The sequence below is a fragment of the Streptomyces sp. NPDC059398 genome (assembly GCF_042751845.1).
GTDB lineage: Bacteria > Actinomycetota > Actinomycetes > Streptomycetales > Streptomycetaceae > Streptomyces.
In genome coordinates this window covers 52,557-64,174 of record NZ_JBHYWP010000018.1, presented here as the reverse complement: position 1 = coordinate 64,174, position 11,618 = coordinate 52,557, and the positions used below count along the sequence as shown (strand labels likewise).

The following is an 11,618-nucleotide window of genomic DNA, read 5'->3' as shown; positions in this document are numbered from 1 at the left end:
GGAGACGTACATGCGCAGCACACTCGGGACATCCGGAACACCCGGGACACGCAGGACAGCCGGGACGCTCAGGGCGCTCAGGACGGCGGGGAACCCGCTGACGGCGGTGGCGCTCGCGCTGGCGCTGCTCGCCGCGGGCGCGGCGGGCTGGGGCGGGTGGTCCTGGTACGCGGCCGCGCACGACGGTTCCGCCGCCTACGCGCAGTCGCGGGACCGGGTACTGGCCGCGGGGGAGCAGGCCGTACAGAACATGAACACGCTGGACCACCGGAAGCTGACGGCCGGGCTCGACACCTGGGAGTCATCGACCACCGGCGATCTGCACAAGCAACTCACCGACGGCAGGCCGGAGTTCGAGAAGCAGATCAAGCAGGCGCAGACGGTGTCGACGGCGCGGGTGCTCTCCGGCGCGGTCACCGAGCTGGACGACCGGGCGGGCAGGGCCAGCGTGATGGTGGCGCTGCGGATCACGGTGACCGCGCCGAAGGGCAAGCCGGCCGAGAAGGAGAGCCGGCTGCTCGGCGAACTCACGCGTACGTCCGGGGGCTGGAAACTCAGCGCCCTGGGCCAGGCGCCCGTCGGCAACACCGCCGGCTGACCCAGGAGAGGAGCTGAGGACGACATGTCGACCACCCGTCATCTCATCAACCGGCAGCGGCGACTGGCGGCCGTGGCCCCGGTACGCGTCGGACCACGGGGAGCGGAGGGGACGCCGCCGGAGGGGCCGCCGCGCGAGCGGAACGGACCCGGGGGCCCCGGAGAGGCACAGGCCGAGGAGCCGGTGTCAGGGGAATCGGCGTCCGGAAAATCCGAGTCCGGGGAATCCGACGCAGCCGGAGCCGCAGACGCAGCCGCAGACACTGAGGACCGGGCGGCCGGGGCCGCACATCGGCCGCTCCGCGCCTGGGTGAGGCTGCCGGTGGTGCTGGCCGTCCTGACCGTGCTGCTGGGCGGGTTCGCCGCCTACGCCTGGACGCGCGCGTCCGATCTCCACGGCTCCGCCGCGACCAGCAACGGCGCACTGACCGACGTGGGCCGCACCACCGAGGTGAAGGGCCAGGTTACCAGCGCCGTCAACGCCCTCTTCTCGTACGACTACACCAACACGGCCAAGGCGGACCGGGCCGCGGCGACCCTGCTCACCGGCAAGGCCGTGAAGCAGCACAAGGACATGCTGGCGGCCGTACGCGCGCAGGCCGCCAAGCAGAAGCTCGTGCTGACCACCACCGTCACCGAGAGCGGCGTGGAGCTGATCGACGGCGACCGCGCACGGGTGCTGCTCTACGCGGACCAGAGCAACACCGACACGGCGGCCAAGAAGGACCGGACGACGTACGCCGCGGCCATGTTCGCCGTCGACGCGGTGCGCGGGGGCGGCAGATGGCGGATCTCGAACATCGACACCTTCACCCGGTGACCCGCCCGGCGGCGCGGCGGCCCATCCGGCCGCCGTCCACTCCGGCCACCGCCCCGAACACCCGTGTTCCGGCGGCCCGATGACCAGCGCAGCGTGAACGACCCGAGGTTCCGTAATTTCCGAATTCCGATGAGGGAGCGGCAGATGAGGCATGTGCGGCGGATGCGGCGGGGACTGGGAGGCAGCGCGGTGGCCGCGGCGGCCATGGCCGCGCTCACCGCCTCGCAGGCCCCGGGGCTCGTCCACCACGAACTGCCCCGGCCGAAGAGATCGTCCGTACCGGCGGAGAGGGCCACCGCCCAGGTGGACGGCCCCACGGACAACTCGTTCCACACCGAGATCCCGCCGCTGGTCACTCCGCCGCCACCCGGCAACCCGGTCGACGCCGGTGGCGCGGGAGCGGTGTACGAGCAGTCGGGGATCCCGGCGACCGTGCTGGCCGCCTACCGGTCGGCCGAGGCGCGGCTGCACCGGAGCGACCCCGGCTGCGGGCTGCCCTGGCAACTGCTCGCCGCCATCGGCAAGGTCGAGTCGGGGCAGGCGCGGGGCGGGGCGGTCGACACGCACGGCACCACCCTCGCGCCGATCCTCGGCCCGGTGCTCAACGGTTCGGGCTTCGCGCACATCCCCGACACCGACCACGGCGCGTACGACGGTGACGTCACCTACGACCGGGCGGTGGGCCCGATGCAGTTCATCCCGTCCACATGGGCCACCTGGGGACAGGACGGCAACCACGATGGCAAGAAGGACCCGGAGAACGTCTTCGACGCCGCGCTTGCCGCCGGTCACTATCTCTGCGCCGGGGGCCGCGATCTGCGCGGCAGCGCCGGTCTGAACAGCGCTGTCCTCAGCTACAACCACTCCGACGCCTATCTGCGGCTGGTGCTCTCCTGGCTCTCCTTCTACCGGCATGGGACCCATGAGGTCCCGGACGGTGAAGGGGTCCTGCCGCACAGTCCGGGCGCGGGCGGCGCGTCCGACGGCAACGGAACACCCTCCGGCACGGACCACCACCACAAGGGCGGCGGCCACAGCGGGCAAGGGGGCCGGGGCGGCGGCATCGTCATCGGGCCCCCGCCCTCCCACTCACCGTCGGCCGGCCCGTCCCCGAGCCCGTCAGGCGGCGGCACACCCGAACCGCCCGGCGGTTCACCGAGCGCCCCGGGGGACCCGGGCACGACCGGATCGCCCTCTACGGGGCCCACGTCGGGGCCGCCGGACACCTCGTCACCCGACCCGGGCGGCAGCACACCCCCGGACTGCCCGTCGCCCTCACCCTCCCCGTCCGATACGCCCACGGCGGACCCGAGCCCGTCGGGCACGCCCGGCGCCGCCGGCCCCGCCGCCCCCGGGGGCGCGCGGGCGGGGGGGGGCCGGGCCCCCCCCGGCGGTGGCGTCAGCTGAAGAAGCGGGCCAGTTCTGAGGGGCTCGGGGCGGGCTGGGGAGTGGTGGCCGGTGAGGTGGTCTCGGCCGGTGCCCCGTCCCGCTCCGCCCGGTCGCCCGGGCGTGGTACCGGGACCGGCTGCTCGGGCGGGTCGGACTCTCCGTCGCCGTTGACGACGGAGAACATCCAGTTGGCCGCCGCGAGATGGTCCACGACGGCCGCGAGCAGGTAGTCGGTGACTGCCCAGTCCGCGGTCTCGCCGTCCGTGTCGCGGATGGTGGCGCTGTCCCGTGGCAGGTGCTTGATCAGGATCGACAGCCGGCGGGACGAGAGCCGGCCGCGATGCCAGTCGAGCAGGTCCACCCCGTAGTGCCGGAGCAGGTCGGCTTCCAGAGCCTCGGCGTGTTCTTCGGCGAACGCGACGAGGCTCAGTCTTCCCCCAGGCCGAGCCCGGTCTCCTTGCCGTACGCCTCCAGGATCGCCGCGATGTCCTGCATGGTGACGTCGAGCTTGGCGAAGCGGGCGAACTGCTGCTTGCCGAGGAGGAGTTCGAGCAGGCCGTCGACGTCGTTGTCGTCCAGGCCGCGGAGCGCCCCGGCGGTCGTGCGGGTCAGCTCGGTCGGCAGCTGGTAGGTCTCGCCGTCGAGTTCGAACGACCAGGTGCGGCCGAGCGCCTCCATGCGCTGGGCACGGGCGCTGTTCACGTCGAAGGTGGCCATGGGGTCTCCGTTTCGGATGGGTGCTGATGGGTGCTGATGGGTGCTGATGCGGACGTGCTGAGTGGTGGGGTGGCCTGGCCGGGTGGAGTCGGCCGGCCGTACGGATCCGGGGCCCGGTCGCGTACGGCGGGGTGCCGGGCCGGGCGGGCCCGGTGGCCCGGCACCCCGGGTGCTGCCCCCTGGGCGGGGGCGGCGGGTCAGACGCTGGGCGTGGACGTGAGGTACGACGGGTCCTTCATCACGAAGGTCGCGAGCGGCATGGTCTCGCCGGAGGACAGGGCCGTGAAGGTGACGCCGAGCGAGGCGGCCGCCTTGCGGGCCAGCTTGATGTCGTCCGACGCGGTGACCTGGCCACGCGGGATGACGAACCGGTACGTGATGTCCGCCCCGTCGTGGAACTCCAGGCCGAGGGCGCGCTCGTCGAACTGCGGGCCGTCCGGCACGTTGTACGAGTAGACGCCCGGGTTGGTGGTCGCGTTCACCGCGGTCACCGTGTCACCGCCCATGAAGAACGGCAGGGTGTCCTCGTTGAACTGGAGCATGGCGAACTTCAGCGTCAGATCACGGTCCGCGTAGATGAAGCGGGCCGGGCTGACCGCCTGCCACGTCTCCACCGGGTCGAGCTTGTCCTTCTTGGAGAAGGTCACGCCGTCGGTGGAGGTGTATCCGAGGTCCCGCCACACCGCGCTGTCCCAGTCGGCCGCCGGGTCGGCGGAGAACTGGGTCGGCGCCGGGGTGCCGGCCGGGGCCACGAGGATGCGGCCGGTGCCTGCGATGCGGATCTCGGACGAGTTGTTACCAGCCATGAAAGTGGCTTCCTTTCCAGGGAGTTGCCCCGGGACGGGGCCGCCGTGTCCGGGGCGGACACGGCGAAGGCCCCGCCGGTCGGTTCGGCGGGGCCCGGTTCAAGGGGGAGGGAGGAGGAGAGGTGGTGCGGTGTCAGTCCGTGCGGACGGTGAGGCGGAGGATGCAGACGTAGCGGTTGGCGCCCGCGTAGACGTAGTCGGGCAGCCAGCGCGGCCCGTCCTCCTCGGTCACGTCGCTGACGAACGACGTACCGAAGACGGTGCCGGCCGCGGCCAGCAGGGTGGCGCGGGCCGCGTTGGCCAGCGTGTGGGCCGCCGACTTCTGCGGCCCGTAGACCTCCAGCTGGATCAGCGGCCGGTCCACATGCAGGTCGTCGACCCAGGCCCCGCCCATCCGGGAGATCAGCACGGCCGGCTGGGTCCCGTTGAAACCGGCCGGTGGTGCGTCGTCGACGTACGCGTCCGCCAGCTCCGGACGGGTCTTCAGCAGATCCCGGACGATGGCCTGTACGTCCGGGAACGTGCCCGGCGCGGATGAGGGCATGGGGGTCACTCCTTTGTACGGGGCGGGGTGGACGTCCGTACGTACGGCCCGTACGCACGCCGGACAGGGGAGCGGCGGAACCGGGCCACCTGGGAGGGAAGGGGCACAGCTCCGCCGCTGCAGCCATAGTGATCGATAGGTTGCGTGCGCGCAACCAACTTTGGCTGGGTGGGGCGGGTAGGCCGTTTCGGGCCGTCATATGCCGGGCGTCCGGGTGGGTGCTGCGTTACCCTGGGCGGCAATTCGAACGTGGATTCGATCAGGCCGGACGTGGTGTGAATCGCCACCTGTGCAAGGACGGTGGGGCCGTGACGAGGAACAGCGGAGAGCAGTCGTGGTGACCGGGGGACCGAAGGAGCGGCTGGCCGACGTGACGGCCGCCGCCGTCGCGGTCGCCGTGGAATCGGCGCAGGCCGGCCGGTACACCGGAGAGGTGGGCCGGACCCTGGCCGCGGTCGTGGGGGAGGTCGGAGCCCGGATCGCCGGAGACGCCGAACTCCGCGGCTTCTCCAGTGGCTGGCAGGAGGCGATGGCGACGAGACCCGCCCTGGTACGGCCTCGGCCCCGGCCCCGCCGCCCGTTCGAGGCTCCTGTCTGACGGCGCCGCGCGGGCCTGCTGCTGATCGGCCATACGTGCTGTGCCTGCTGCTGATCGGCCGTGCGTGCTGTGTCTGCTCTGTCTGCTGCGTCCGGCCGTTGGTGCGCCGGGGCACGCGAACGCCCCCGGTTCCCTTTGCGGAACCGGGGGCGGTGTCATGTGCGGTGTCAGGTGGGGGGCTGGGTCGGTCAGTTGTCGGTGCTGCGGCGGCTGTTGCCAGTGCTGCTGTCAGCCGTGCGGCGGGTGGGGGCGCGCCGGGCGGTGCGTTCCGCGGCGAACACGTGCTCCAGGCGGAAGAGATGGTTCCGGCCCTGTCGGCCCGACGGCCGCAGATGGCCGAGCTGCACCCACTTCCTGATGGTCGCGGGCACCACCCCGGCTTCCTGGGCCGCCAGCGCGCTGGTCACCAGGGTCACGTCGGTGAGAGTGCCGTACGGGCGCGGGCTCATCGGACCTCGCCCCCCGCCGGGGTGGCGGAGCTCTGGGTGCGGGACGCCTCGACGGCTGCCCAGGCGTCCCGCTCCCAGAGGTGGCGGAAGGCCGGGTCGGTGGCGCAGTCGCACGTGGCGTCGTCGCAGCGGCAGCCCGGGTTCACGCAGAGCACGGCTTCCCGGTCCGGGAAGGCGCGCAGCGAGACGGAGTCGCACCACGGGCAGCGCCCGGCGAGCCGGGCCATCGTCTCGGTCTCGCCCAGCGCCCTGGAGCAGCGGCGCGCCATCCGGCGCAGCTCGTCGCGCGTGTGCCGGGCCAGGGTGGGGTCGGCCGCGGTGCGGTCGAGCAGTGCGGCGACCCGGATGAGTCGCTCGGGTACGGGGGCACGGCGGGGGCGGCCCAGGCGGAGCCGGTCGAACAGCGCCTCTTCGAGCTCGACCACACCGTCGGTGATGTCCCGCAGGGTGTCCGAGATGTGCAGCCGTACCGGGGCCGCGGAGTGGCCGGGGACGGCGAGTCCGTGCTGCTGCTCGTTGCGCAGGGCGTCGGCCCGGTCGGCGGCGGCGGTGGCCGCCCGAGCGGCGCGTTCGGCCGGTCCGGGAGTGTGCCGTACGGAGCGCGGGCGGCTGCCTGCCGACGGCACCAACTCGTCCAGCAGATCGGGGAACTGGCGGATCAGCAGGGCGGCCCAGAGGGCGGCGTCCCGGGCATCGTCCGCCCCGTCGCCGTGGGGTGGCCCGGTCGGGGGCCGGAGGCGGGCGCCGTGCGGCGCGGCGGCTCCGGAAACCTTCTTCTCGCTCATGGCGGTGCCTTTCTGCTCCGTGTGCCGGTATCGCGCGGTGCCGACTGTGAGGTGTGGTGCTGCGGTGATTCGGTGCTGGTGCGTGCCGGTTCAGGCGGCGGCAACGCGTTGCCGTGGACGGCGGACCAGGGCGACGGTCCGGCCGTTGCGCCAGAGGCGTCCCGCGCAGACCCCGTCGAAAAAGCTCGACGCCGGTGCCACCGTGTCCTCGCACTGCTGGGCAACTGGGCACCGCGCACAGGCCATCAGGGCGGGCGCCGCCTCGGCCGGGCGCCGGGCGAACACCGTGTCCGGGGGCAGCCCCAGACAGGCTGCCGAGCTGGTCCAGGTGTCGGAGGGGAGGGCGAGCAGGGACGTATCCATGGGTGCTCCTGGTGCGCGAGCGGGGGACGGGGTGGAGGTACGGAGGTGAGTGGGTACCGAGGTACGGAGGTGAGTAGGTACGGAGGTGCGGGTGCGCCGGGTGCGCCGGGAGGGAACCGGTGTTGCCGCAGATTCGCAGATTGCGTGCGGGCGCGCAACAAATAAATCTGGAAGGGTCGCCTCCAGTTGTCCACGGAGGGTGTTGTCGAGATCGCTGCGCGTAGGAAGGCGGCTCGGGAACGGCTCCATCTCGACAGGACCCACACATTGCGCACGCAAAAGCTCATAATTCCGTGCGCGCAAGCGCGGTAACGTGGGGCTCGCTTCGGAGGGAGGCGAGGGCCCGTGACCGCCAATGAACTCGACCAGTTCACGGCCTGGATCGAGGATGTGATCCGTCGGCGTGGATACGACATCGACAGCCCGCGCGGCGGCGGCAAATCACGCCTCGCCGACGAGGCGGGTGTGCACCGGGCCGCCATCACGCGGCTGTTGCAGCGGCAGAGCATGCCCGACCTGGAGACGATGCGCCGTCTCGCGCACGCTCTGGACATCCCTGTGCGGGAGATGCTGATCCGGTCCGGGCGCCTCACCGAGGATGAGCTGCCGCTGCCGCCGGTGGGCGACGATTTGGAGCGGGCCGCCGCCGGGGGTGCCGGGCGGCTCACGCTGGAGGAGGCCGCCGCCGCTCTGGGTGTTCCGCCCGAGCAGCGCGAGATGTTCCTGCGGGTGGCGGGTCAGTTCCTGCCCGGCGAACAGGTGGAGCGGGACCTTCCGGCCCGCCGGGCCCGAAGAGGCTGAGCCCCGAACCGGCCCGGCCTGACCTGAGCCGTCTTGACCCGAACCGGCCCGGCCTGACCTGAGCCGTCTTGACCCGAACCGGCCCGGCCTGACCTGAACCGGCCTGACCTGGACCGGCTTGAACTCAACCGACTTCATGTGGATTTACGTGGACTGGCCCGCCCCGGGCGGTCCGACCGGCCCGGCCCACCCCGGCGGCCCGGCCTCCGCTTCTTTGCCTCGGGAACGGGGGGCGCGGGACAGGGAGGGCTAAACTGTTTCCGGTCCGTTCCCTGGAGAGTTGCCGGTGATCACCGGGAGGATGTACGGGGGGTGAGCGTGGCGGTCGCCGGAAGGGGGCGGGGCGTCGGCCCCCGGACTTGGGGGCGGTAACGAAGGGGACGTCAGGAAGAGCCACGCATGGTCGAGGGCGAGGAGGGCTCCCGGCAGGCGAACGGCTCATCCGCGGGTGCGCCATGCCAGCGGCGGACGGCCGAGCCGGACGCGGGGGAGGACACGGGGCCGCCGCCCCCCGGTGATCTCGCACAACTGCTGGCCGCTGTCGGCGCGCTGCTGGAGAGTCATGCGGCGGACGACCTCGTGGTGTTGGTACGCGAGGAGCTGGAGCGGCGTGAGTTCGCCGCCTACGGCCGGGGCTGGCGTGATGCGGCGGCCCAGTACCACCAGCTCGCCGGGCGGGCGGGGGAGGACGGGGACGAGCCCGGTGACCGTGTCCCCGGGCAGGCGGCCGTCATCCCGTTCCGCCGCAAGGAGCGGTACGACCGTGTGGAGCCCGCCCAACTCCGGCCGCGCTCAGGGGGTCCGGGTTCGGCCGACCCGTACCGGGATCCGTACGGTGACCGCGCTGCGGGCCGCCGCGACGAACCGGAACCCGGCGGTCGTGCGGCTCCGGCCACGGGCCGCGCGCGACCGGAGCCGCACCGCGCGGACACGCACCTGTCGCCCTCGCGTCCCGCCGAACCGGTGGAGGTGAGTGTGGCGGCCGCGCTCGGCTCGGTGCTGACGTCGCCGCCCGACCCCCGGGCGCCCCGGGGTGCCCGGCTCCGGCCGTCGGCCCCGGATGTCCCGGCCGCTCCGTCGCCCCGCCCGGCCTTCGCCACCAAGAGCCGCCGCTCCAAGGTCCCCACCATCCCGCGGCTGCCCAGCCCGCGCCGTCGGGGCAGCCCCGACGTGGAGGGGTGACCGGGCGCCGCGGCGGGGGCGGTGCCTCACGTCCCGTCAGGTGTGTCCGGGGCGGCCCGTCGGGTGGGGCCGGGGCCGTCCTGCCACCTGGTGCATCCGGGGCGTCCCGTCAGGTGTGGCCAGGGTGTCCCGTCAGCTGTGCCCGGGGCCGAGCGGGCGCAGTGCGTCGACGATCAGGTCGAGCAGGCGGCCGATCCGGTCCGGGCTGTCGTCGGCCGCCGTGGAGAGGAAGGCGCCGAGGAGCAGGGCGGTGACGTCGTCGGGGTCGGCGTCCGCGCGGAACGAACCCGTACGTACCCCTGCGGCGAGGATCCCCGCGATCGCCCCGGTGATGCGCTCCCGCGTGGTCGGTATCGCCATGGTTCCCGACGCCCAGCCGGCCCGGAGCGTGTCGATCATTCCGCGCTTCGTCGCGACGAACGCCGCGTACCGGTCCATCCAGGCGCGGAGCGCGGCCTCGGGCCGGTGCCCGGTGAGGAGGGTGTCGGCCTCGGCGGTGACCTGGTCGAGTTCGGCGGCGTAGACCGCTTCGACGAGTGCCTCGCGGGTGGGGAAGTGGCGGTAGAGCGTGCCGATGCCGACGCCCGCGTCACGGGCGACGGCTTCGAGCGGGACCTTGTCGTCGGCGGCCGTGAAGGCGGCCCGTGCGGCCGTCAGGAGCTTCTCGCGGTTGCGCCGCGCGTCGGCACGGGCCGGCCGGTCCGTGCCGGTGAGGCGGTCGGCCGGGGAGCCGGCGGGCGGCGGTTCGGGCGTGGTCAAAACGGAGGGACCTCCGGGTAGTGCTACAGTCGCATAACGGAGACTCCTCCGCTTTCTCCATCGTCGCACGAGGACGGGATTTCCATGACCCCAGGCAACCCTTCTCCCCGCACCCCTTCGTCCGGTGCGGACGCCTCCGGCGCCCCTTCCGCCGGTACCCACACCGATACGTACACCGGCACTGACACGCACACCGGCACCACGGCCACCGGTGCCCCGCGCCCCGGAGGCCCCGGTCTCCTCGCCGGGCGCACGGTCTCCCGTGTCGGCTACGGGGCGATGCAGCTGGAACGCCTGGCGGACGACCGCGCCGCCGCCCTGGCGATCCTGCGGCGCGCGGTCGAGCTGGGCACCGACCACATCGATACGGCCCAGTTCTACGGCGACGGATTCGCCAACGGTGTCATCCGTGAGGCGATCCGCCCCGGGGACGGTGTCCTCGTCGTCAGCAAGGTCGGCGCCACCCCCGACCCCGGAGGACCCCTGCCGCTCCGGCTCGCACAGCGGCCCGATGAGCTGCGGGCGAGCGTCGAGGACAACCTCGTGAGCCTCGGGGTCGAGCAGATCCCGCTGGTGAACCTCCGCCGCGCGGACTCCGGGCCGGGGCTGCGGGCCGAGGGGGATCAGGTGGTCGACCTCGACGACCAGCTCGCGGTCATGGTGGCCATGCGCGACGAGGGCAAGATCGGGGCGATCGGGCTCAGCAGTGTGAGCATGGACGTCCTGCGCCGGGGCATCCCCGCGGGCATCGCCTGTGTGCAGAACGCCTACAGCCTGGTGGCACGCGACGACGAGGAGATGCTCGACCTCTGCGCCGCCGAGGGCATCGCCTGGGTGCCGTACTTCCCGCTCGGCAGCGCCTTCCCCGGTATGCCGAAGGTGGCCGACGAGCCCGCGGTCGCGGCGGCGGCGGAGGCCCTGGGCCGCACCCCCTCGCAGATCGGCCTCGCCTGGCTGCTCCACCACGCCCCGAACGTCCTGCTCATTCCGGGCACCGCCGACGCCGGGCATCTGGAGGCCAACGCCGCCGCCGGGTCGGTCGTGCTGGACGCCGCGACGCTCGCCGAGCTGGACGCCGTACCGCCGCGCTCGGGCGACATCGCGCTCGGGTGACATCGGGCCCGGGTGGCCCACCCAAGGGTGGCCCACCCCCGGTCGTCACGGTCGTCGCGGTCGCCGCAGCCGGAGGCCGGTGCTGCGGCCTCGCGGTGTACGCCCGGACCAATGCACCGATCCGGTAACCGGGTTACGCGCTCCCGGCACCGCCCCGCGCCCAACTTGCCACAATGCAAGGGTGTCTTCTCCTACGTCTGACCCTGCGCCTGCTGCTTCGCCCGACTCCGCGCCGGACCCCACGCCCGACCTCGAATTCGACGACGGTACGCCGGTCCGCTTCCTGCTGGCCCCGGTGGAGGGAGCCGCGACCCCCGACCCCGGCTGTGATCTCCCGGAGGGCATGGGGCAGGCGGTGCCGGTGGGCGCGGGCGGCCGGGCCGTCGCCAGTTTCGCCGCGGGGGCGCTGCGCGGGGTGCTGAAGCCGATCGGCCCGCTGCTGGAAGAGGTGCACCACGCCGTCTCCTCCGCACCCGAGCCGCCCACGGAGATGAGCGTGACCTTCGGCGTGCAGGTGGGCCAGGACCTCAAGTTCGGGATCGTCGGCGCCACCGGGCAGGCCCATCTCACCGTCACCGCGAGCTGGAAACCGGCTCCGGCCCCCGCCCCGGCCCCCGCCCCCGCCCCGGCTCCGGCGCCCGCCCCCGCCCCCGCAGCCATTCCCGCTCCCGCTCCCGCCCCCACCGGGGAGTGAG

16 protein-coding genes are annotated in these 11,618 nt (G+C 73.3%); 8 read left to right on the top strand and 8 right to left on the bottom strand.

What is annotated here, in order from left to right; translation table 11 throughout:
• Positions 1-10: 10 nt before the first annotated feature.
• The 3 genes from ACFXBC_RS09415 to ACFXBC_RS09405 all read left to right on the top strand — a co-directional run bounded on the left by ACFXBC_RS09415 (position 11) and on the right by ACFXBC_RS09405 (position 2,824).
• Entirely contained in the window at positions 11-598 is a 588-nt protein-coding gene (locus ACFXBC_RS09415) for a hypothetical protein (RefSeq protein ID WP_385020740.1), read from the top strand.
• Between the two features lie 24 nt (positions 599-622).
• Entirely contained in the window at positions 623-1,417 is a 795-nt protein-coding gene (locus ACFXBC_RS09410) for a hypothetical protein (RefSeq protein ID WP_385020737.1), read from the top strand.
• Positions 1,418-1,561: 144 nt separating this feature from the next.
• Positions 1,562-2,824 (top strand): lytic transglycosylase domain-containing protein, encoded by a 1,263-nt coding sequence (locus ACFXBC_RS09405; protein ID WP_385020734.1) that lies wholly within the window; start codon positions 1,562-1,564, stop codon positions 2,822-2,824.
• Here the strand turns inward: ACFXBC_RS09405 and ACFXBC_RS09400 are convergent.
• From ACFXBC_RS09400 to ACFXBC_RS09385, 4 genes are all read right to left on the bottom strand, one after another.
• A complete protein-coding gene (locus ACFXBC_RS09400; RefSeq protein WP_385020731.1) occupies positions 2,817-3,167 on the bottom strand; it encodes a hypothetical protein in 351 nt (116 codons plus the stop codon). The genes ACFXBC_RS09405 and ACFXBC_RS09400 overlap by 8 nt on opposite strands.
• 65 nt (positions 3,168-3,232) lie before the next feature.
• Entirely contained in the window at positions 3,233-3,523 is a 291-nt protein-coding gene (locus ACFXBC_RS09395) for a hypothetical protein (protein ID WP_385020728.1), read from the bottom strand.
• A 197-nt stretch (positions 3,524-3,720) separates the two neighbouring features.
• Entirely contained in the window at positions 3,721-4,329 is a 609-nt protein-coding gene (locus ACFXBC_RS09390) for a phage tail protein (protein ID WP_385020725.1), read from the bottom strand.
• 133 nt (positions 4,330-4,462) lie between these two features.
• On the bottom strand, positions 4,463-4,873 hold the full coding sequence (locus ACFXBC_RS09385) for a hypothetical protein (protein ID WP_385020723.1): 411 nt from the start codon (positions 4,871-4,873) through the stop codon (positions 4,463-4,465).
• 334 nt (positions 4,874-5,207) lie between these two features.
• On the opposite strand from ACFXBC_RS09385, the gene ACFXBC_RS09380 reads away from it, so the two are divergent.
• Positions 5,208-5,471, top strand: coding sequence for a hypothetical protein (locus tag ACFXBC_RS09380; RefSeq protein ID WP_385020720.1), 264 nt, complete (start codon positions 5,208-5,210; stop codon positions 5,469-5,471).
• A gap of 188 nt (positions 5,472-5,659) precedes the next feature.
• On the opposite strand, the gene ACFXBC_RS09375 is transcribed toward ACFXBC_RS09380, so the two are convergent.
• From ACFXBC_RS09375 to ACFXBC_RS09365, 3 genes are all read right to left on the bottom strand, one after another.
• Positions 5,660-5,920 (bottom strand): hypothetical protein, encoded by a 261-nt coding sequence (locus tag ACFXBC_RS09375; protein WP_385020717.1) that lies wholly within the window; start codon positions 5,918-5,920, stop codon positions 5,660-5,662.
• Positions 5,917-6,705, bottom strand: a complete 789-nt coding sequence (locus ACFXBC_RS09370) for a hypothetical protein (protein WP_385020714.1) — start codon at positions 6,703-6,705, stop codon at positions 5,917-5,919. Before ACFXBC_RS09370 ends, ACFXBC_RS09375 begins: the two co-directional genes overlap by 4 nt.
• A gap of 90 nt (positions 6,706-6,795) precedes the next feature.
• Positions 6,796-7,068 carry a WhiB family transcriptional regulator gene (locus tag ACFXBC_RS09365; RefSeq protein ID WP_385020711.1) on the bottom strand — a complete coding sequence of 91 codons (273 nt, stop codon included), beginning with the start codon at positions 7,066-7,068 and terminating at the stop codon, positions 6,796-6,798.
• 345 nt (positions 7,069-7,413) lie between these two features.
• Here ACFXBC_RS09365 and ACFXBC_RS09360 point away from each other — a divergent pair, with 345 nt between their 5' ends.
• A complete protein-coding gene (locus tag ACFXBC_RS09360; protein ID WP_385020708.1) occupies positions 7,414-7,869 on the top strand; it encodes a helix-turn-helix transcriptional regulator in 456 nt (151 codons plus the stop codon).
• Positions 7,870-8,268: 399 nt separating this feature from the next.
• Positions 8,269-9,051 carry a hypothetical protein gene (locus tag ACFXBC_RS09355; RefSeq protein ID WP_385020706.1) on the top strand — a complete coding sequence of 261 codons (783 nt, stop codon included), beginning with the start codon at positions 8,269-8,271 and terminating at the stop codon, positions 9,049-9,051.
• A gap of 132 nt (positions 9,052-9,183) precedes the next feature.
• Here ACFXBC_RS09355 and ACFXBC_RS09350 read toward each other — a convergent pair whose 3' ends face one another.
• On the bottom strand, positions 9,184-9,810 hold the full coding sequence (locus tag ACFXBC_RS09350) for a TetR/AcrR family transcriptional regulator (protein ID WP_385020703.1): 627 nt from the start codon (positions 9,808-9,810) through the stop codon (positions 9,184-9,186).
• An 84-nt stretch (positions 9,811-9,894) separates the two neighbouring features.
• Here ACFXBC_RS09350 and ACFXBC_RS09345 point away from each other — a divergent pair, with 84 nt between their 5' ends.
• Positions 9,895-10,923, top strand: coding sequence for an aldo/keto reductase (locus ACFXBC_RS09345; protein WP_385020700.1), 1,029 nt, complete (start codon positions 9,895-9,897; stop codon positions 10,921-10,923).
• A 181-nt stretch (positions 10,924-11,104) separates the two neighbouring features.
• Complete coding sequence (locus ACFXBC_RS09340) at positions 11,105-11,617, top strand: CU044_2847 family protein (RefSeq protein ID WP_385020698.1); 513 nt, start codon at positions 11,105-11,107, stop codon at positions 11,615-11,617.
• Position 11,618: the final 1 nt, after the last annotated feature.